This window comes from Sphingomonas sp. SKA58 (assembly GCF_000153545.1).
Taxonomy (GTDB): Bacteria; Pseudomonadota; Alphaproteobacteria; order Sphingomonadales; family Sphingomonadaceae; genus Sphingobium; species Sphingobium soli.
In genome coordinates this window covers 361,531-380,292 of the sequence record NZ_CH959308.1, presented here as the reverse complement: position 1 = coordinate 380,292, position 18,762 = coordinate 361,531, and the positions used below count along the sequence as shown (strand labels likewise).

The 18,762-nt window shown below is 60.0% G+C and carries 17 protein-coding genes and 1 pseudogene; 13 read left to right on the top strand and 5 right to left on the bottom strand.

Annotated features, from left to right (window positions below):
- Positions 1 to 19: 19 nt before the first annotated feature.
- Both SKA58_RS16915 and SKA58_RS16910 read right to left on the bottom strand, forming a co-directional pair.
- On the bottom strand, positions 20 to 649 hold the full coding sequence (locus SKA58_RS16915) for a TetR/AcrR family transcriptional regulator (RefSeq protein WP_037543843.1): 630 nt from the start codon (positions 647 to 649) through the stop codon (positions 20 to 22).
- Positions 650 to 719: 70 nt separating this feature from the next.
- Positions 720 to 992: a PRC-barrel domain-containing protein gene (locus SKA58_RS16910; RefSeq protein ID WP_009823706.1), complete on the bottom strand. Its 273-nt coding sequence runs from the start codon at positions 990 to 992 to the stop codon at positions 720 to 722.
- A 143-nt stretch (positions 993 to 1,135) separates the two neighbouring features.
- Between SKA58_RS16910 and SKA58_RS16905 the strand changes: the two genes are divergently transcribed.
- From SKA58_RS16905 to SKA58_RS16895, 3 genes are all read left to right on the top strand, one after another.
- Positions 1,136 to 2,464 (top strand): spinster family MFS transporter, encoded by a 1,329-nt coding sequence (locus SKA58_RS16905; RefSeq protein WP_009823705.1) that lies wholly within the window; start codon positions 1,136 to 1,138, stop codon positions 2,462 to 2,464.
- A 128-nt stretch (positions 2,465 to 2,592) separates the two neighbouring features.
- On the top strand, positions 2,593 to 3,444 hold the full coding sequence (locus SKA58_RS16900) for an NAD(P)-dependent oxidoreductase (protein WP_009823704.1): 852 nt from the start codon (positions 2,593 to 2,595) through the stop codon (positions 3,442 to 3,444).
- Positions 3,441 to 3,833 carry a carboxymuconolactone decarboxylase family protein gene (locus SKA58_RS16895; protein WP_009823703.1) on the top strand — a complete coding sequence of 131 codons (393 nt, stop codon included), beginning with the start codon at positions 3,441 to 3,443 and terminating at the stop codon, positions 3,831 to 3,833. Before SKA58_RS16900 ends, SKA58_RS16895 begins: the two co-directional genes overlap by 4 nt.
- Positions 3,834 to 3,886: 53 nt before the next feature.
- On the opposite strand, the gene SKA58_RS16890 is transcribed toward SKA58_RS16895, so the two are convergent.
- Complete coding sequence (locus SKA58_RS16890; RefSeq protein ID WP_009823702.1) at positions 3,887 to 5,233, bottom strand: MFS transporter; 1,347 nt, start codon at positions 5,231 to 5,233, stop codon at positions 3,887 to 3,889.
- Between the two features lie 175 nt (positions 5,234 to 5,408).
- On the opposite strand from SKA58_RS16890, the gene SKA58_RS16885 reads away from it, so the two are divergent.
- The 3 genes from SKA58_RS16885 to SKA58_RS16875 all read left to right on the top strand — a co-directional run bounded on the left by SKA58_RS16885 (position 5,409) and on the right by SKA58_RS16875 (position 9,706).
- Positions 5,409 to 6,287, top strand: a complete 879-nt coding sequence (locus tag SKA58_RS16885) for an AraC family transcriptional regulator (protein WP_009823701.1) — start codon at positions 5,409 to 5,411, stop codon at positions 6,285 to 6,287.
- A 147-nt stretch (positions 6,288 to 6,434) separates the two neighbouring features.
- The gene (locus SKA58_RS16880) at positions 6,435 to 8,828 is read left to right on the top strand and encodes a TonB-dependent receptor (protein ID WP_009823700.1); all 2,394 of its coding nucleotides are present in this window, start codon (positions 6,435 to 6,437) and stop codon (positions 8,826 to 8,828) included.
- Between the two features lie 74 nt (positions 8,829 to 8,902).
- A complete protein-coding gene (locus SKA58_RS16875; RefSeq protein WP_009823699.1) occupies positions 8,903 to 9,706 on the top strand; it encodes an SDR family NAD(P)-dependent oxidoreductase in 804 nt (267 codons plus the stop codon).
- A 36-nt stretch (positions 9,707 to 9,742) separates the two neighbouring features.
- On the opposite strand, the gene SKA58_RS16870 is transcribed toward SKA58_RS16875, so the two are convergent.
- Positions 9,743 to 10,108, bottom strand: a complete 366-nt coding sequence (locus SKA58_RS16870) for a hypothetical protein (protein WP_009823698.1) — start codon at positions 10,106 to 10,108, stop codon at positions 9,743 to 9,745.
- 116 nt (positions 10,109 to 10,224) lie between these two features.
- On the opposite strand from SKA58_RS16870, the gene SKA58_RS16865 reads away from it, so the two are divergent.
- Positions 10,225 to 11,448 (top strand): cytochrome P450, encoded by a 1,224-nt coding sequence (locus SKA58_RS16865; RefSeq protein WP_009823697.1) that lies wholly within the window; start codon positions 10,225 to 10,227, stop codon positions 11,446 to 11,448.
- Positions 11,449 to 11,547: 99 nt separating this feature from the next.
- Here the strand turns inward: SKA58_RS16865 and SKA58_RS16860 are convergent, their stop codons facing one another.
- Positions 11,548 to 12,456: a helix-turn-helix domain-containing protein gene (locus SKA58_RS16860; RefSeq protein ID WP_009823696.1), complete on the bottom strand. Its 909-nt coding sequence runs from the start codon at positions 12,454 to 12,456 to the stop codon at positions 11,548 to 11,550.
- A gap of 313 nt (positions 12,457 to 12,769) precedes the next feature.
- On the opposite strand from SKA58_RS16860, the gene SKA58_RS16855 reads away from it, so the two are divergent.
- The 6 genes and pseudogenes from SKA58_RS16855 to kdpF all read left to right on the top strand — a co-directional run bounded on the left by SKA58_RS16855 (position 12,770) and on the right by kdpF (position 18,758).
- On the top strand, positions 12,770 to 15,232 hold the full coding sequence (locus SKA58_RS16855) for a TonB-dependent receptor (RefSeq protein ID WP_198006001.1): 2,463 nt from the start codon (positions 12,770 to 12,772) through the stop codon (positions 15,230 to 15,232).
- A gap of 128 nt (positions 15,233 to 15,360) precedes the next feature.
- A complete protein-coding gene (locus tag SKA58_RS16850; protein ID WP_037543842.1) occupies positions 15,361 to 16,203 on the top strand; it encodes an NAD(P)-dependent oxidoreductase in 843 nt (280 codons plus the stop codon).
- A gap of 125 nt (positions 16,204 to 16,328) precedes the next feature.
- Complete coding sequence (locus tag SKA58_RS19605) at positions 16,329 to 16,967, top strand: TetR/AcrR family transcriptional regulator (RefSeq protein ID WP_083784931.1); 639 nt, start codon at positions 16,329 to 16,331, stop codon at positions 16,965 to 16,967.
- A gap of 248 nt (positions 16,968 to 17,215) precedes the next feature.
- Positions 17,216 to 17,488, top strand: a pseudogene (locus SKA58_RS20395) (transposase); the annotation flags it as partial.
- 223 nt (positions 17,489 to 17,711) lie between these two features.
- Positions 17,712 to 18,563 (top strand): TorF family putative porin, encoded by an 852-nt coding sequence (locus SKA58_RS16835; RefSeq protein ID WP_009823690.1) that lies wholly within the window; start codon positions 17,712 to 17,714, stop codon positions 18,561 to 18,563.
- 105 nt (positions 18,564 to 18,668) lie between these two features.
- On the top strand, positions 18,669 to 18,758 hold the full coding sequence (gene kdpF / locus SKA58_RS16830; protein WP_009823688.1) for a K(+)-transporting ATPase subunit F: 90 nt from the start codon (positions 18,669 to 18,671) through the stop codon (positions 18,756 to 18,758).
- The last annotated feature ends 4 nt before the right edge of the window (positions 18,759 to 18,762 follow it).

The following is an 18,762-nucleotide window of genomic DNA, read 5'->3' as shown; positions in this document are numbered from 1 at the left end:
CTGAATCTGGGGCTGGAGCTCAGGCTGCTCCCGCGACGGTACGGATCGCGGTGAGCAGCATGTCGGTCGCGCGGGTGAGGGCGGCTTCCACGACATTGCGCTGCATCGCCAGCCGGTCGTCATTGTCATCCAGGCTTTCCGACACGACGACGTTCCCCAGCACGATGACGGAGAAGATCACCAGCATCTCGTCGCTTTGCTGTTGCGTCAGCCCGGCCTCGGCCAGCGCCTCGAATATGGCGCGGCGGATCGTCAGCGCATTGGGCTGCTCCAGCCGGTTCGCGCTGCGTGACAGGATGAAGGCGGCGGAGCCCGGAAAATCCCGATAGGCCATGTGCACCGCACGGGCGATGCTGCGCAGGCGGCTTTCCCAGTCGGGCGCCGACAGGTCAGGCATCCGGCCGCGCAATATCTCGTCTGTCAGCAGGGCGAGCATCGCCTCCTTGTCGCGGACATGATGGTAGAGCAGGCGCGGGGACACACCCAGCCGCTGCGCGACAGGTCGGATGTTGAGCGCCTCGATCCCGTCGGACCGCGCCATATCCAGCAGCGTTGCGATCAGCCGCGCGCGGTCAAGCGCGGGGCCTTCGGATCGTGGTGGCCGACCCCGCCGTGAAGTCCGTGCAGGCTGTTGCTGGTTTGCGCTCATGCCTCCGCTTTAAGCGGAGGCGCGTCTTGGGTCCATGCCCCGCGGCCCGTCAAGACCGCAGGGAAAGGAGTCACAGCTTCTTCAGCTCGGCATTCGACAGGCTGGTCGTCACGCCCTTCTCGCCTGCGGTCAATGTGGTGGCGGGGATCGAGATGAACTTGCCACGATAGATGACGCGAACGGCGGATACGGCGCCGTCGGCAGCCGTCAGCACGCGATCCACCTTGCCGATTTTGGTGCCGTCGGCGGAGTAGATCGCCTCGTTGCGATTCACCGCAGGCGCTTGGGCAAATGCAGGGGCGGTCAGGCCCAGAGCGGCCAGCGCAATGATGATCGTCTTCATATGCTGAAACTCCCTTATCGAAGATGGCGATCTGTTGGCGCAGTACCACTATGGTTTCAAGAGAAAACCGATACATATCGAAAAGAATCTGTTCTATCTGTCCCACATGTAGAATGAAAGCCGCCAGATGCGGGGGAGAGAGAATGAAGGACGCAGGCGGGTTTCGGCCGCACGACAGATGGTTCCTGCTGCTGCTGGGCGCGATCTACATGTTCAATTTCATCGATCGCACGATCATCGCCGTGGTCGGCGAATCGATTCGCCACGACCTGCGCCTGAGCGATCTTCAGCTTGGCATGCTGGGTGGGCTGGCCTTCTCCATCTTCTATGCCGTGCTCGGCATCCCGCTGGCGCGGCTGGCCGAACGCTACAGCCGGGTTCGGATCATTGCCGTGGTGACCATGCTCTGGTCGCTGATGACCGCGTTGTCCGGCGCGGCGGGGAGCTATGTCCAGCTGCTGCTCTGCCGCATGGGCGTCGGCATAGGCGAAGCGGGCTTCACGCCAGCGCTCGTTTCCATGATTTCCGACCGGTTCGATGCCGGGCGCCGCGCGGTCGTCTTTTCGCTGATCGCGATAGGCGTACCACTGGGCGGCGCCGTCGCCGCGATCGCGGGCGGCGCAGTGGCGCAGGCGTTCGGCTGGCGGCTTGCGCTCGTGGCGGTTGGTGCGCCCGGCCTGCTGCTGGCGCTGCTACTGGTTGCGACCATTCCCGAACCTGAACGGAAGGATGCTGGGCAGAGTGCGGATACGCCCCCCTTCGCCATGGTGCTTCGGCGGCTCGCCCGTTCGCCTGCCTTCCTGCACCTGACCTTTGGCAGCGGCTTCGTCGGGCTGGTGGGGTTCGGCACCAATCTGTTCCTAATCCCCTTGCTGGTTCGCCGGTTCGATCTCCCGCTGGCGCATGCGGGCCTCGTGTTCGCGCTGTCGTTCAGTTTGGCGACGATGGTCGGACAGGTCAGTGGCGGCTATCTGATCGGACGGCTTATCCAGCGGGACATACGCTGGGGCGGGTGGGCGCCTGCCATCGCGGTGGGGCTGGCCCTGCCCTTCTATCTGCTGGCGATCCATCAATCGGACTGGCGGTTGCTGGTCGCCTTTCTCTTTGTCGCCACCACCCTGCTTTACGCCTTCACGCCTGCGATCATGACCATCACCCAATCGCTGGTCGAACCGCGCATGCGGGCGTCGGCTGCGGCGCTTCATGCCTTCGGCCAGACCGTCGCCGGGCTGGGGTTGGGATCGGTGGTGTTGGGCTATCTCAGCGATCGCCTCGCTGTCTTTCTCTATAAGGGCAATTATGCCGCCGACTGCCTCGTTTCGGGCAAGGCATCGCTGCCACCCGCCTGTCTCTCGGCATCGGCAAGCGGCCTGCAACTGAGTATGCAATTGTCGGCATCCGTGCTCCTGATCGCGGTTCTCCATTATTGCCTGGCCGCAAAAAATCTGCCGCTGGAAACAAATGCGTCGTGAAAGACGGTAAATCTGTCGAGGTTCGGCCACGCAGCAGTTGACGGGATGACGGCACATCCCCGGCTATGCCACCCTTGCGGTCTGGATATGACAGGACCGCGAACCAAGCGGCGGAAAGGATCGTGAGGATGGAAGAAAGAGCAGGCGTTATCGGCTTGGGGCAGATCGGCGCGGGCGTCGCCATATGCCTTGCGCGGACGCAGCAGTTGGCTGCGGTTTACGACATTCGCGCGGACGCTGCCGACATGCTGGAAGGCGTGCCGTCCGTCGTCGCCAGTCCAGCGGAACTGGCCGCGCAGTCCGATGTCGTAATCATCGCCGTCGTCAACGCAAAGCAGACGATTGATGTGCTGTCAGGCCCCGACGGCGTGCTGTCGCGCGCGCGACCGGGCATGATCGTGGTGCTGGTCGCGACCGTCTCGATCGAGGATCTGGACGCCATTCGCGCCCTGACCGACGCGGCAGGCGTGGAACTGGTCGATTGCGGCGTGACGGGCGGCCCTAAATCCCGCGAGCATGGCCTCGTTTGCCTCGTCGGCGGTACGGATGAAACAATCGCAAAGGTGCGTCCGGTGCTGGACGGCTTTGCCAAGCTGGTGGCGCATATGGGTGGCCCCGGCGCGGGCATGGCCGCGAAGATCGCCCGCAACGTCATCGTCTTCGGCTGCCTTCGCGCCGGTCATGAAGCGTCCGTCCTGTGTCGCAATGCCGGTGTGGATATCCGCCAGCTTGCGGAAGTGATCGACGCCAGTTCGGACAGCGTCGGCGGACCGTTGATGTTGGCGGTGCGCGACGATCCGTCGTCCAGCGAGCAGGAAGCGGCAGTGCGCGAATATACCCGCAGCCTGATGGTCAAGGATCTGGATGCCGCCATCGATCTGGCGCGCAGCTACGGCATCGCGCTGCCCTTGGTCGAATTGACGCGCCGAACCGATCAGACGGTCGTGGGCTTGGAAAATGTAATGGGAGAAAAGGCATGAGCATCGACGAAGCGCAGTGGCAGAAGGGGCTGGAAGTCTTCGACAAGGTCTACGGACCGGGATCGTCGGAAATGACGCTCCCGTATCGGGAATCGTCCTTCAACCAGGAAATCGTCGGTAATCAGTTCGCCAATCTGTGGGCGAGCGACATTTTCTCGATGCGAGAGAAGCGCTTGCTGGTGCTGGGCGCCACGGCCATGCTGGGCCGCGCCGATCTGGTCGAGATCCAGATGAACGGCGCCCTCATCAACGAAGAATTCACCGATGAGGAGCTGGATTTCCTGCCGCTCTTCGTGCTCTTCTATGCCGGGGCGGGCAATACGACCACCGTATTCCGGGGGATCGAAGCCGCCAAGGCACGGCGCAAGGAACGCAACGCCGCGAAGTGATGGGACGTGCAGGATGAAGGGCGGCCTGGTTGAAAGATCAGGCCGCCCTTTTCTTATGCGTCGCCGCTAGCCTTGGCGCGGCGGATCGCGCGCGACGCCAGCAGCAGCATTATGCCCCCGGCGAATGTGAACAGCATGGCGGTGCCGATTCCCCAGGCGACACCGGCCGTTCCCCCGACAAAGTCGCTGACCGCGCCGATCAGATAGGTGCCCGCGCCCACGCCGATCAGGTTCGCGCCCAACTGCACCAGCGATACCGCAAGGCCCCGCAGGCGCGGTCCGGCGATTGTCACGATGACGGCGTAGATCGGACCATTATAGGACGCGCTGAGGAAGCCGCAGGCCATCAGCAGCGCCAGCATTAGATCGACGTCGTGGAACAGGACCGTACCGACCCCGGTCACGGCCGTCAGCAAGGGTATCACCGCGCCGAACAGGGATGTCCTTGCCGGATCGAAGCCACCCCGCCGCCGATTGACGCGGTCGATCACCCAGCCCGCGAGGAATCCGCCCAGCGAACCGAGACCGCCATAGGCAATGGCGATGAGGATGCCCGCCTTCGCAATGGGCATGCCATGGACCCGGATCAGGAAAGTGGTGAGCCATGTGCTCATGCCGTAGATGCCCGCCGCGATCAGGACGATGGCAAAGATGCAGTACAGCAGTCCCGGCCGCGCCGCGAGCAGGCGGATGCGTTGCACCAGCCTCAGCGTTTCCTCCTGCTGCGGGGCCGGCCCGTCATGTGCCCCGCGCACGGGTTCCCTGACCGTGAGCAGCAGCAGCGGCGCCAGCACCAGTCCCGGCACGCCGGCGGCCACAAACGCCCAGCGCCATCCGGCGCTCTGCACGATTGCGCCGCCCACGATGAAGGCGATGGCGAGCCCGATTCCCGAACTCAGATACCAGATGCCGATGGCGGTTGCGCGCCGGTCTTCGCCGAAATAATCGCTCAGCAGCGACATGCCGGTCGGCGATCCCCCCGCTTCGGCGGTCCCTACCGCGGCCCGGCCGATGAGCAACGTCCAGAATCCTGTCGCGAGGCTGCACAAGGCGGTCGCGCCGCTCCACAATGTCAGCGCCGCGGTCATCAGGTTGCGCCGGTTCCAGCTATCCACGGCCACGCCGAAGGGCAGGGCGGCGAGCGCGAAGAATATGCCATAGGCGAAACCCGCCAATATCCCCAACTGTCCGTCGGAGAGCGCAAATTCATGTCCGACCGGCGCCAACACCAGCCCGATGATGGCGCGGTCTATGCCATGGCAGGTCTGTGCCAGCGTCAATATGCCCAGTACATACCAGGGATAATGGCTGGCGGCGGCAGGTTTGTCCGATGGCGCTCTCATGGCGTCCGCTGCTGCAAGAGCGGTGCGATGGACATTGAGCGCCTCCTGTTTGAACATAGAAACGGGGGCACGACAAATATATCGCCCATGCTCCCATGCCGCGCCTCGATCGGGCACGCGCCATGGATGTGCCTGTAGGCGGGGTCTTGACCACCTATCCGAAGATAGAGGTAAAAAGCGGGTGGCGCGCCTATCTGGCTCGCAGACAAAATATAAAATGGCAGAGGTAGAGATGTTTCGTCCGGAGAGCGATTGGACCGGCCAAGGAAGGCTTGGCGTCCAGAATTTCTACATCGAAGCGGCGGCCACCGTTCGCGACGCACATGTGGACGTGCGGCATTTCGACTGGGTCCAGCCCAGCAGCGGCGTTTTCAGTCCCGAGAAACACTATCTCGACTATTCGCTCGATGGTCAGCCGCGGCGCAGCATGGTCAGCATGGGCCGCCCGGACCGGCGCGCCGCGTCGGGGGACATCCTCTACATGCCGCCGCATCGCCAATATTTCGGCGAGCCTGCGCTCCAGGAGCGCCATCTCGTCTGCGTGGCGCTCGGAGACGAATTTTTGGAGGAGTTGTTCGACGGAGAGCAGCCGCTGAACAAGGTGGAGCCTTGCGCCGACGTCCAGAATATTTCCATGCGCCGGCTCTTTGCGGGACTGGCTGCGGAACTGCGGACGCCCGGATTTGCCAGCCAGACGCTCGTCGAATCGATGCTGATGGGTCTTGCGGTCGAACTCACCCGGCACATGGGCCCTTGCGAACGGCGCGGCCTGCACTCGCGCAGCACGCGACAGGTCCAGAACATCATTGATTATGTGATGGAGAATCTCTCCGCGCCGCTCGGCGTCGCCGATATCGCACGCGACTGCAACATGAGCGTGCGGCATGTCGCACGCGTCTTCAAGGAGGGAACGGGCTGCAGCCTGGGTGAATTCGTCGCGCGCAGCCGGATCGCCCTGGCAAAGGAATTGCTACGCAGCGACAACTCCCGCATAAAGGAAATCAGCTGGCGATGTGGCTTCAACAGCACGTCCGCCTTCTCCGCCGCCTTCCGATCAGCGACCGGCCAGACGCCGAAGGATTTCCGTTGCCATCCGACGCAGGTCCACTGACCGCGGCAGCAGGAAACTGTCGGTGAGCGGCCAAATTCTATCGCCGCGCAGTCAATCCGGGCTCGGCCACTATGGCGCAAATCGGCTCCAAGCTAAACATATTCCATACGTCAAATCGACATATGATTAAATCTAGGGGAGGAAGACATGGATAAGGCCGTCACCATGGGCGCGATCGGCATGGGCGCGCTCGTCGTCGCTCTGGCGCAGCCCGCTTTTGCGCAGCAGGCGCAATCGGGTGCAAGCGAAGGCATTCAGGATATTGTCGTCACTGCGCGCCGCACTGAAGAAAGTCTTCAGACGACCCCGATCGCTGTCACGGCGCTCACGCCCGAAGCATTGGCGACGGCCAAGGTGGAAAATGTCGTCGATCTTCAGCGCACCGCGCCGGGCCTGGTCATCGGCCGCGGTTCGGCGGGGGGCGACGGCATCGTCTTCGTGGCCATTCGTGGCCAGGGCAATCTCCAGCCGATCCTTGCCAACGATCCGGCCGTGGCCACCTATATTGACGGGATATATATCCCTCGTCCCTCAACGGGCATGACCGATATTCAGGACGTTCAGCGGCTGGAGGTTCTGCGCGGGCCGCAGGGTACGCTCTTTGGTCGCAACACGACCGGCGGCGCGATCAACATCGTCACCAACGATCCGAACGACGAGCTCAGCGGCACCTTCAAGGCGGAGTTTGGCAATTACAGCACGTTGGGTGCGCAGGCCAATATCAATGTACCGCTCGCAGAGGGGCTCGCGATCCGCCTGAGCGGCGCGATCAACGAGCGGGACGGCTATGGCGAAAATCTCGCCACCAATCGCGACTTTTCCGATAACAACAGCAAATTCTTACGCGGCAAGCTCAAATATGAAGGCAATGGCTGGGACCTGACGCTTTCGGCCGACTGGAACCGCCAGTCCAACCATGGTCAGCAGATCGCGCTTTGGGCCTTCAATCCGGCGATCGTCCCCGCCGCCTTCCAGCCGGGCCTCACGGCCGGTCTGCTGACCAAGGATCATTGGTGGGGCAACACCGCGACCGGGACATCGACCCCGGCCACGATCGGTGCGCTGACCCCGGAAGCGCAGGCTCTCTACGGTGTGAAGCCATTCAATACGCTGGAAGTATATGGGTTTTCCGGTACGCTCAACGTCGAACTGGGTGGCCTGAACTTCAAGTCGATCACGGGCTATCGCCATTCGATGAACTATGGCCAGAATGATACGGACGGTACGGCCGTCCCGTTGCTGGCGACTTTTGCAGGGTCTGGATCCTATTATATTTCTCAGGAATTCCAGCTTTCCGGCAATATTACCGATAGCCTCAGCTTCATCACGGGCGCTTATGCCGGCAAGGAAAGCGGCTATGAATTCAGCCGCTCGCAGATTTTTGGCGGACTCATCCGCGATTCCAATGCCGACGTCACCAACAAGACCTTCGGTTTGTTCGCTCAGGCCTATTATGAACTGACCCCAAAGCTGCGTGCGGTCGGCGGCTTCCGTTATACATGGGACACCCGCGACAGCGTGCTGCATAATGCGCAGGTATATGGTTTGCCCTATAACGTCGCCGTGGCGGGTACGCCGACTGGCATCAACTGCACCGTGACGCCAACCAGCCCCGTGACGGCGACCACCTGCAATCAGGAGCAGAATGCCAAATTCAACTATCCGGCCTGGAACCTGGGCATCGACTGGCAGGCTAGCGACAATATCTTCCTCTATGCTGCGACCCGCGGCGCGGCGAAGGCCGGCGGCTGGAACCTGCGTGCAGGCGGCCTGCCTGCCTTCTCTCCTGAAAAGGTGAAGGATGTGGAGGCCGGTCTGAAGGTCGATCTCTTCGACCGACGCCTGCGCTTCAACTCGGCGGTCTTCCATACCTGGAAGGATGACAATCAGGCGATCGTCAACAGCTTCGTGACCGGTATCGGTGTTACCCAATATATCCAGAACAACGGCAAGGTCCGCATCTGGGGCATAGAAAATGAAATCACCGCCGTGCCCTGGGAAGGCATGACGCTCAGCGTCAACGGCTCGCTGCAGGATGGCAAATATGCGAAGGGCAGCTTCAGCGAAATCCAGGTGGTGGCCGGCAGCGGCTGCACCAACAGCGCCGGGGTCGCCAACGGCTGCGTCGTCGATCTGAGCGGCTTGCCGCTGCTGCAATTGCCCAAGAAGCAGCTTAACGTCAGCGCCACGCAGAAGATTCCTGTCGGCGGCGGCACGCTCGCCGTCACTGGCGCCTATTCCTATGTCGGGGGTCAGCATTTCGATGCGGTCCGGGCGGCGGATCAGGCGTCGGCGGCGACAAAGGCGGCCTACGAGACGGAAAACCGCCTCGGCTTCGTACCTGGCTATGGCATTTTCAACGGGCGTATCGCGTTCCAGCTTGAAAATCCCAATGTCGAAGTGGCGGTCTATGGCCGCAACATCACGAACAAGAAATATCTGCTGCGCCGCTTCCCCGATCTCTATCGGACATTGGGAATTGCAGCCGCCTATGTTGGCCAGCCGGCTACCTATGGCGTTGAAACAACGTTTAAATTCTGATCGGATAAGCGGCTGGCGGGACAATCTGCAATCGATGCAGCTTTCTCTCGCCAGCCATCACCGGGGACGGGCGCATGATGACGAGGTTGGTAGACAGGGTAGGGATCGTCACGGGCGGCGGCGGCGGTATCGGTACCGCGGTCGCCCGACGTCTGGTCGCGGAGGGCGCGCGCGTCGTGATCGCCGACCTGTTCGAGGCTGCCGCCGTTCGCGCGGCGGAACCGCTGGGCGACAAGGCACTGCCGGTACAGTTCGATGCTGCCGATCCGCAATCGGTAAAGGCGATGGTCGATCGCACCGTAGACCATTTCGGCAGGCTGGACATATTGCACAACAACGCGGCAATGACCGATCCGGACAAAAGCCCGCAGGATACCACAGCCGTCGATATCCCGATCGGCATCTGGCGCGAAATTCTCGACGTCAATCTCACCGGCTATCTGCTCGGATGCAAATATGCCATCCCCCATATGGTCGCGGGCGGCGGCGGTTCGATCATCAACACCGCATCCAATTCGGGCAGTGCAGGGGATCTGGCGCGCATCGCCTATGGTTCGTCCAAGGCGGCGATCATCGGGCTCACCAAATATGTGGCGACCCAGCATGGGCGGGAGAATATCCGCTGCAATAGTATCGCGCCGGGTGTCGTGTTGACCGAAGCCCTCGAAAAGACCGTGCCGGGGCTGAAGGAAATCATCCATCGGCACATATTGACGCCGGAATTCGGAACGCCGGATGATATCGCGGCGCTGGTCGCGTTCCTGGCTTCGGACGAAGCGCGCTACATCACGGGCGAGAATATCTCGATTTCGGGCGGCGGCCTCGTCCACCAACCCCATTATGCCGACCTGCTGGCCTTCATGCAGGCGAAGGACTGAGCCGTGTCCAGCGCCTGCACGTCGGAACATGCAAGGTTAATGACCGGTTCGATGAAAATAGCGGATCGTCAGCCGGCCATCGGCGACCTTGTAGGTTTCGAGGCTGGGCAGAGTGACAATGCCATCTTTGGTTTGCAGGCGGTTGGCAACATAGGCGGCACCCTCGGCGCCGTTGACGATCACTTCGAGCGGTTCCGTCGTGCATTTTCCGCCATATTCCGCCCACATGTCGGCCATCGCGGCGTCGCCGTCCACGGCGGGCGATCCGACATATTCGATCGTAAACCCCTCTGGCCCCAACGCCCGGAAAAGGCGATCGAGTTCGTCGCGCTTCCCTTCGTTCCACAGCCGGTAATTGTCCCGGATCGCCTGTTCCAGATCCAGCACGTCTGCCTCACTCATGTGCATCGCCTCCTGTCATTGCGGATCGTCCGCATGCTCACCAGTCTCAGACGGACGCCCACGATCGCACCTGTCTTTGGCAGGGGTGGAATTTATCTCTTTTTGCTTCGGAGACTATGATGACCCAAGTCGCACAACAGCCCCTGCCGGATCACGTGCCGCCCGAACTGGCGATGGCGCTGCCGCTCTTTTCGCGGACGGTGATCTATGACAACCCACAGGAAGTGCTGATCCCCGCGATGCATGCGGAGCTGCCGCCGATCACCTATGTCACCAACATCTTCCCGGGCGATCAACCTGGCTGGCTGCTCAAAAATGCCGAGGATGTACAGGCGATGCTGCGCGATGCCGACAATTTCACCAAGAATGGCATGGGCAAATGGGCGCAGAATATCGGCGAGAACTGGCTGGTCATTCCGACCGAGGCCGACCCGCCAATCCACACCGGCTATCGCAAGGCGCTGAACAGTCATTTCGCACCCCAGAAGATGTTCGCGATGAAGGAACAGGTGCGCGAGCGAGCGCAGGCCTTGATCGATGCCTTCAAGGATCGCGGACAATGCGATTTCATCGATGAGTTTTCGGAAAAATTCCCGATCTTCATCGTCCTCGATCTGCTGGGCCTTCCGCAGGAAAGAATGACGCAATTCCTTAAATGGGAAAAGGAAATGCTCCATTCCAACGACTGGCAAGTGCGCGGTAACGCCGTACGCTGCGTGAAGGATTATCTGCTGGAAGAGATTGAGGCACGTCGCCAGCAGCCGCGCGACGACTATATCAGCAAGGTGCTGACCTTCGAGGTCGATGGCCGTTTGTGGAATGATGACGAGGTGTTCGGCCATTGCTTCAATCTGTACATTGGTGGCCTCGACACGGTTACGTCCCTGCTCGGCAACATCTTCAACTATCTGGCGTCGCATCCGGACAAACAGAACGAGCTGCGCGCTGATCCATCGCTGATCGTCCTGGCAGTCGAAGAATTCCTGCGCGCCTTCGCGCCGGTTACGGCCTTCCGTATCGCAACCAAGGTCATCGAGATTCATGGGCAGAAAATAATGCCCGGCGATTATGTGGCGTTTAGTTCCCCCGTGGTGGGACGCGACCCGGCTTTCTATGAAGATCCCCAAGCGATCCGCTTCGATCGCAAGGCGCCGCACATGTCGCTGGGCAGTGGCATCCACAAATGCCTGGGGATGCACCTGGCACGGCTGGAACTGCAGATCGCGGTCGAGGAATTCGTCAAGGCCATACCGGAATTCCGGATCAAAGACGGTTTCCGGGTGCCATATTATGTGGGCAATATCCTGCATGTGCCGGACCTCCACCTGCAATGGGGCTGAATATTCCCAAGGCTCTCACGCCCACCGATATGGGGAGTGAGCGCCTGAAACGGGAATCTGGAGCGGGGTCGATGGCGTCGGCCCCTGCTCTGGTGCGGTCTAGCTGTATAGTATATCCTTCCGGAATGCCCCTGGGCTGAGGCCTGTCGCCTTCCGGAAGGCGGCACTGAAGGCTGCAGCGCTTTGGAAGCCGCAATTGCCCGCGATGACCTTGATGAGAGCGCCATCCTGCATCAATTCCCGTTTGGCCCGCGCAATCCGCGCATCGGCAATGTAGCTGCCGAGCGTCTTTCCGACCGTGTTCTTGAAGATCCGCGCCAGATGCCGTGAGCTGACACCGCATTCTATCGCAAGGTCGACGACCGACAATGGTCCCGCCAGTTCCGCCTCGATCCGTTCCTGAAGACGGCGCAGGCGCCAGTCCGCCATGCGTTGATCGGTTTCAACATCGGATTTGTGTGGAATTTGAAGGTGTCGACAGAGGTCGATGACCAGTGACAACGCAATGGTCTCGACCATGATGGCGGGAGCGAAGCCGGGATGGCGCACCTCGTGTGCAAGCCGGGACATACCGTTCAGTATCCACGGTGCCTTCACATCGAAACAGGGGGGCAATGAGGAAGGTAGCGTGTCATTCTCGAAGAGTTGATCTGCTGCGTGGCTTTCAAACGTCAAACAGAAAATGCGATATTCGCTGGGTTCGCAGCGCGCCGCAAATTGGCTCCCCTTGGGCAGATAGGACACCTCGCCAAAGGGCGGCGCATGACGACGGCCGTCGGGGAACAGGCGTGAGCCGCGCGCGCGTGGGCCAAGCGAATAGTCGAGATAGTGACTGTTCGGCTCGAATATGGCGTCACAACTGCGATCCCAGGCAAAATGTCGGATGTCGGCCCGAATGCCGTTGGCAATGATGCTGTCCTCGACGTGGAAATAGGCGGTTGTGAGCGGTTGGCATGGGAGAATGGTGCCAGTCGGCTGAATCTTGGATCGTTCGCTCGCCATCGCCATTGGGTCCGCTCCCCCTTTTCAAAGCCTACTGTCGACCCTTTTTATAAGCGATGTTATGGGGCCTCATCCAAAACAGGTCGATGCTCAATCATATTGCGCAAACCGGACATCCCATCGCGAAACCGTCATCATGTTCATGGCCCGACGGTCGAAAAATTCCAAAGCATCGCGAAGCGGACATTGGTTTGATCGCAGACAGGACATGGCGCGGAAGCCGGTTTTCCGGGCTCCTTGCCAATGCTAGCCGTCGATGGGGATGGGTAGAGATAGAAAAACGTCCTGCCCGTATGCAATGGCTCTGGGAGGGGATAATATGGCTTCAGAGAAATGGTTTCGGACAAGCGCCTTGGCGAGCTTGTCGGTTTTTGTCACGGCCGCTGCGCCGGCGGTGGCGGCGGATCAGATCGGTTCTGTGGGAATAGAGGACATCGTGGTCACCGCCCGGCGGACCGAGGAAAATATCCAGACGACGCCGGTCGCCGTCACCGCTCTTTCGACTGAAATGATCAAACAGGCGCAGGTCGGCGATGTGGCTGGTCTGCAGCGCACCGCGCCCAGCCTGTCGATCGCGACCGGCGCCCCGGGCGGTTCGGGTTTCGTCTATATCTCCATTCGCGGCATGCCGGCATTGAACCCGGGCGTCGCCAACGACCCTTCGGTCGCGACCTATGTTGACGGGGTTTATATTCCGCGTCCTTCGCAGGGTTCGGCCGATCTCATCGACCTCCAGCGGGTCGAGGTCCTGCGCGGCCCCCAGGGCACGTTGTTCGGTCGCAACACCACCGGCGGCGCGCTCAACATCGTCACGGTCAATCCTACGGGCGATTTCGAAGGACAGTTCCGCATTCAAGGCGGCAACTATGATTATCGCAATATCGACGCGGTGCTCAACGTACCATTGGTGGGCGATGAATTGGCGGCGCGCTTCGTCTATGATTTCGTGGATCACGACGGCTACGCCCGCAATGTGACCTCGAACAGCGAATTGAAGGACCGTAACAGCCATTATGCCCGTGCTAAATTGCGTTGGGCGCCCGCCGGCAGCAACTGGTCCGCGACGCTCAGCGGCGACTACAATATCATCAAGGATCATGGTCAGTTCGTCGGCCTCGCAGCGGTCAATCCGGGCACCAGCGCGGCAATCGGCGCGATCAACGCCGCAACCCCTCTTGCGGCATATCTGCACAACAAAGCCCATTGGTATAATGCCTATGGCATTCCATTCAGCACCAATCCGCCGGTCGGGTCCAATTATGGGTTTCTGACCGCGGGCAGCCGGAGTGCCTATAACAGGCTGGAAGCTTATGGCGGCAATCTCACGATAGATGGCGAAATCGGTTCTGTTACGGTGAAATCCATCTCTGCCTATCGCTACAGCAACGCAATAGGTCTGAACGAACTCGATGGTACGCCTGCTCAGATTCTGGCGGCCGAAAGTGCCTACAAGTCCGATCAATACTCCCAGGAACTTCAGTTGTCCGGAGAGCTTGGCGATCGGTTCAGTTATATTCTCGGCAGCTATTATTCGACAGAAAGCGGCCGTGAATCGTCGGTGGCGCAGACGTTCGGCTCCTTTACCCCCGCAGCCCCGGCACCCAATTTCGGTTTCAGCCTGAATTACGGCAAAGTGAAGAATATCTCGGTCGGCCTGTTCGGCCAGGGCTATTACCGTCTCACCGATACGATCCGTCTTACAGGAGGCGTCCGTTGGACATGGGATAAGCGAGAGGTTGTTCTGCTGAACAGAACGAATCTGGCCGCTAATAGCTGCGCGCCTGAACTGCTCTCAAATCCGGATTTCATTGCGCCTTGCAGCCTACCGCGTTCGGTCAAATATGATTATCCCGCCTGGACGGCAGGCATCGATGTGGAGATCACCGACGGCCTGTTTGCTTATGTGAAAACGAGCGCCGCATCGAAGGCCGGCGGCTTCAACATGCGTAATGGTTCGGCCGCGACGCCGCCGTTCAAGCCGGAGAAGGTCAGGGACGTTGAACTCGGCGTCAAGTTCAGTACATCGGATAACCGTTTGCGTATCAATGCTGCGGCTTTCCATTCCTGGCAGTCTGAGGTGCAGCGCAATGCTTCCGACTGCATCACTCCACCGGGCGCGCTCGCTTGTACAACCACGCAATTCCTCCGCAACTCGGGTAACGCGCGTGTCTATGGCGGCGAACTCGAAATAAGCGCTGTTCCTTGGGGAGGAATGCTGGTCTCCGGCAATCTTGCCTTGCTCGAGGGCAAATATGTCGCCGGTACCTTCGTTGAGCAGCAGCAGTTCGTCCCCGTCGCCGGCGCCAATGTGTCCGATTGCGTCGCTGGCACCGCTGCGGGTTCAGTCCGCTGTTCGGTCGTCCGCAGCGGCGAGGCTCTGCCGCAGATGCCCAAAAAGCAGTTCGGCATCTCGGTGACCCAGAAACTCGCCACTTCGGTCGGGGAACTCTCGATCCACGTGAACTACGCCTATATCGGTCGACAGAATTTCGGTCTGTTCACCGCCGATCCGCGTCGTCCGCAGGCTTATCGTGATGCGGTCGCCATCGCCAACCGGATCAACACCATTTCGGGATACGGGCTCTTTAATGGGCGTATCGCGCTGCAGATCGAAGATCCCAATCTTGAGTTGTCGGTATTCGGCCGCAACATCGGCGGCAAGAAATATGTGACCCGCGCATTCGCCGATCAGTTGCCGACACTGGGCACGGCGATCGACTATATCGGCGATCCCTTCACATGGGGCATCGGCGCCACCTTTCGTTTCGGGCCGAAAAGCTAGGCGTGACCTGTCGGCCTTGGCGCTCCCGCAATGGTTTGGCGGTCAGGCGGACCCCGTCGGGGATTTACGAAAGACGTTCGGAGTGATTAGCTCATTCGCGAACTTGGACGAAGCCTGAGGGATATTTCATGACAGATAGTATCAGGAAAATTGGGTTCATCGGCCTCGGCAGCATGGGCGGCGATCAGGCGCGGGAGTTGGCCAAATTGCCGCTCGACCTGACTGTTTACGATGTGTTTCCCGATGCGCTTGCGAAATTCGAAGGCCGCGCGAAGCTCGCCGCCTCCATAGCGGAGGTAGGCGAGGACGCCGACGCCGTCGGGATTTGTGTCCGGGACGACACGCAGGTGCTGGAATGTGTTGATGCGCTGCTGCCTGTAATGAAGCGGGGGGCGAGCCTGCTCATCCACAGCACGATCAAGCCCAAAACTGCACAGCAGATAGCCGAACGAGCTGCCACCGTGGGTGTCGATGTTATCGATGCGCCAGTTACGCGCACTGAAATGACCAAGAACGGCCCGTTCGTCTTTTGCATGACGGGTGGCGATGAAGCCGTCGCCGCGCGCGTCCAGATCGTACTGGACGCCTTTTCGACGAACACGATGCATATCGGCCCGCTCGGATCGGCGATGGCCCTCAAGATCTGCAACAATCTCATATCTTGGTGTGGTATCATGCTGGGTGTCGAAGTCGCCAATGTGGCAGAGGCGTCCGGCGTGCCGATGGACAAGCTGCTGACCGTGATGAAGCGCAACGGCAATCTCACCCCGCCGATGGCGGGTTTCATCGATTTTCGCAATAATCCGGGAGACGCCGCCCGTCGCGCCTTTTTCGCCAGCCAGGCCGGCATCGGCGAAAAGGACCTTGCGCTGGCCGAAGAGCTGGCGGCTGGTGCCGATGCCCCGTCGCCAATCACCAGCCATACTAAGACGTTGATCAAGAAAACGCTGCTCGCAATCTGTGAGAGCTAGATTGTCAAAAATTCGCAAAAAATAAGGTTTCGAGGACAAAGCTTTACGGGCGCGATTTTGTATTGATAATTCCACTACCCGCGACCTATCCTTTCTGATCCCAGGGCGAACTTGTAGTTGTGGTTATGCCGTCCAAGATTAAGGGGGTGCCTTCTCGAAGGGAAGAGCGTCAGTCCGATCGACGGCAGTTCATCATTGCCGTGGCTTGCCGATCCTTTCTGCAGGATGGCTATGCCCGGACTACCATGTCAGGAATAGCTGCAACGCTCGGTGGCTCAAAGAGCACCTTGTGGCGCTATTTTCCTTCGAAAGAAGAGCTGTTTACCGCCGTCCTTGACCAAGCAACCTCCGAGTATCACAAACGGCTTTGCTTGATACTTGATCCCTCTGAGGATGTCGCCACGGCGGTCGAACGTTTTTTCTTTAATTTCCTGAAAACGGTAACGTCGGCAGATGCCTTATCCTTATACCGATTGGTCGTAGGCGAGGGAGCCCGATTTCCGGAGATTGGTCAAATTTATCATGCCCGAGTACAGTCAGTTACCAACAAGATACTCGCCCATTATTTCGCCAAAGCCATGAGCTGTGGTTCATTACGCGAAGGCAACCCGCTAAGATTGGCCCAGGCATTGAGAGGTCTTTGCATATCAAAAGTCGAGGATTTCTTGCTGTCTGGGGCAACCGAAATCTATCGCGCTGAAGTTATTGATTCCGATGTGAATGAGGTGCGGGATATTTTCCTCCGTGCCTTTGCTCGTGATTAATCGGCCTTCATCACCCTCATGCCCAATTAATTGATTCCTGTATAAGGTCCATTTGTTGGCCATGCTGTACTTACTGAATGGAGAAGAGTGAAGCATAATGAAAAAAAGCATTAAAGCCAGTCACGTGGTGATAGGGGTATCCATTGGGGTACCGTCGGCAAGGAGATGAATAATATGTAATAGTTTTAAATGGTTATTTGTTATTTTAAGGAGATGCCGGGCCTACCAAACTCTTGCGTCGCCACTTCGCCGGCCTGCGCCTGACGGGCATGACGGCGCCCTGGGTGCTCGACGGGCCGATGGATGGCGATACCTTCCAGGTCTACGTCCGCAACGTCCCGGCACCCACGTTCCGGCGCGGCGATGTCGTGGTGCTCGACAATCTGCCCGCCCACAAGGTCCCCGGCATCCGTGAAGCGATCACCGCCCGGCGCGCCCAGCTCTTCTACCTGCCTCCCTACAGCCGCTACATGAACCCGATCGAGATGGCCTTCGCCAAACTTAAGGCGTTGTTGCGGCAAGGACCCGCGCTTGCCCACAACCTTGTCGATCCTGCTGTTGCTGCTCCGTCATTCGTCGGCAACCCGACCCGAAATGCCGGATGTGCTGCCCCGTCATTCTATATGCAAATACTATGTAAATGGGCAGGCGCCCATCTCGATATTTAACGCCGTCAGCTAATATCTCGTCACCTCACGATTTCGCGTGCGGAACGCCTCCGCCGCCCTTCGAAGGGGAGATATCATGCATCGCTTGCCCGCTCCTGTTGCGGCATTTGTTAGTCTGCTTTCGGTCGCCCCAGCGTTCGCACAGGATGCTGCGATGCCGGCACCCGACATCGCTGTCAGCGGTTCTGCAATGCTCATATCCGATTACCGCTTCCGTGGTGTATCACAGAGCGACGATCGCATGGCCCTCCAGGGCGGCATCACCCTAACGCACAAGGATGGCGCTTATGCGGGCGCCTGGGCATCAAATTTGTCTGGATGGGGGACGTTTGGCGGCGCCAATATGGAGTTGGATCTCCTCGCCGGCTACAAACGGTCGCTCACCGGAAATTTGGCGCTCGACGTCGGTCTGACCTGGTACATGTATCCCGGCGGAGCAGACAAGTCCGACTTCGCCGAACCCTATGTCAAATTCTCTGGAACCGCCGGCCCGACGTCGCTGACGGCGGGCGTGGCCTATGCTCCGAAACAGGAAGCGCTGGGACGCTGGTATCGGACCGGCGCTGATGCTGTGTCGGGCACCTATACCCATCCAGGCTCGAGGGGAGACAATCTTTACATCTGGGGAGATGCAGCCGTCGCGCTGAAGGGCACGCCGCTCAGTACCAAAGCGCATATCGGTCATTCCGACGGCAACCGCGGGCTCGGACCCAATGCGACCAGCGTCGCGCCGACGGGCGCTTATTGGGATTGGTCGGTGGGGATGGACGCGGTCTGGCGCAACCTGACGTTGGGCGTCACCTATGTCGATACCGACATCGGGCGGCGCGAAGCAGCCTATCTGTTGCCCAGTTTCAGCAAGGGTCAGGACGGTTCGGGCTCCATCGCTGATGGCGTCATCCTCCTGTCACTTTCCACAGCATTTTGAAGGAGATGACATATGCAGGATCTGTTCTGGCTGTGTGCCATGGCGGGGCTGCTGGCGGCGACGCTGGCCTATGCCCGACTGTGCGATCATGCGTGAGGTGACGCGATGACGCTTGATCTCTGGCTCGCTGCGGTAACCGCACTTGGTCTTCTCGTCTATCTGGTGGCGGTGCTGCTCCGCCCCGAAAAATATTAGAAAG

What these genes read in the sequence shown, in the direction of transcription:
- SKA58_RS16915 (WP_037543843.1), bottom strand. Translation starts at nt 649, where the DNA reads ATGAGCGCAAACCAGCAACAGCCTGCACGGACTTCACGGCGGGGTCGG.
- SKA58_RS16910 (WP_009823706.1), bottom strand. Translation starts at nt 992, where the DNA reads ATGAAGACGATCATCATTGCGCTGGCCGCTCTGGGCCTGACCGCCCCT.
- SKA58_RS16905 (WP_009823705.1), top strand. Translation starts at nt 1,136, where the DNA reads ATGAAGGACGCAGGCGGGTTTCGGCCGCACGACAGATGGTTCCTGCTG.
- SKA58_RS16900 (WP_009823704.1), top strand. Translation starts at nt 2,593, where the DNA reads ATGGAAGAAAGAGCAGGCGTTATCGGCTTGGGGCAGATCGGCGCGGGC.
- SKA58_RS16895 (WP_009823703.1), top strand. Translation starts at nt 3,441, where the DNA reads ATGAGCATCGACGAAGCGCAGTGGCAGAAGGGGCTGGAAGTCTTCGAC.
- SKA58_RS16890 (WP_009823702.1), bottom strand. Translation starts at nt 5,233, where the DNA reads ATGTTCAAACAGGAGGCGCTCAATGTCCATCGCACCGCTCTTGCAGCA.
- SKA58_RS16885 (WP_009823701.1), top strand. Translation starts at nt 5,409, where the DNA reads ATGTTTCGTCCGGAGAGCGATTGGACCGGCCAAGGAAGGCTTGGCGTC.
- SKA58_RS16880 (WP_009823700.1), top strand. Translation starts at nt 6,435, where the DNA reads ATGGATAAGGCCGTCACCATGGGCGCGATCGGCATGGGCGCGCTCGTC.
- SKA58_RS16875 (WP_009823699.1), top strand. Translation starts at nt 8,903, where the DNA reads ATGATGACGAGGTTGGTAGACAGGGTAGGGATCGTCACGGGCGGCGGC.
- SKA58_RS16870 (WP_009823698.1), bottom strand. Translation starts at nt 10,108, where the DNA reads ATGAGTGAGGCAGACGTGCTGGATCTGGAACAGGCGATCCGGGACAAT.
- SKA58_RS16865 (WP_009823697.1), top strand. Translation starts at nt 10,225, where the DNA reads ATGATGACCCAAGTCGCACAACAGCCCCTGCCGGATCACGTGCCGCCC.
- SKA58_RS16860 (WP_009823696.1), bottom strand. Translation starts at nt 12,456, where the DNA reads ATGGCGATGGCGAGCGAACGATCCAAGATTCAGCCGACTGGCACCATT.
- SKA58_RS16855 (WP_198006001.1), top strand. Translation starts at nt 12,770, where the DNA reads ATGGCTTCAGAGAAATGGTTTCGGACAAGCGCCTTGGCGAGCTTGTCG.
- SKA58_RS16850 (WP_037543842.1), top strand. Translation starts at nt 15,361, where the DNA reads ATGACAGATAGTATCAGGAAAATTGGGTTCATCGGCCTCGGCAGCATG.
- SKA58_RS19605 (WP_083784931.1), top strand. Translation starts at nt 16,329, where the DNA reads ATGCCGTCCAAGATTAAGGGGGTGCCTTCTCGAAGGGAAGAGCGTCAG.
- SKA58_RS16835 (WP_009823690.1), top strand. Translation starts at nt 17,712, where the DNA reads ATGCATCGCTTGCCCGCTCCTGTTGCGGCATTTGTTAGTCTGCTTTCG.
- kdpF (WP_009823688.1), top strand. Translation starts at nt 18,669, where the DNA reads ATGACGCTTGATCTCTGGCTCGCTGCGGTAACCGCACTTGGTCTTCTC.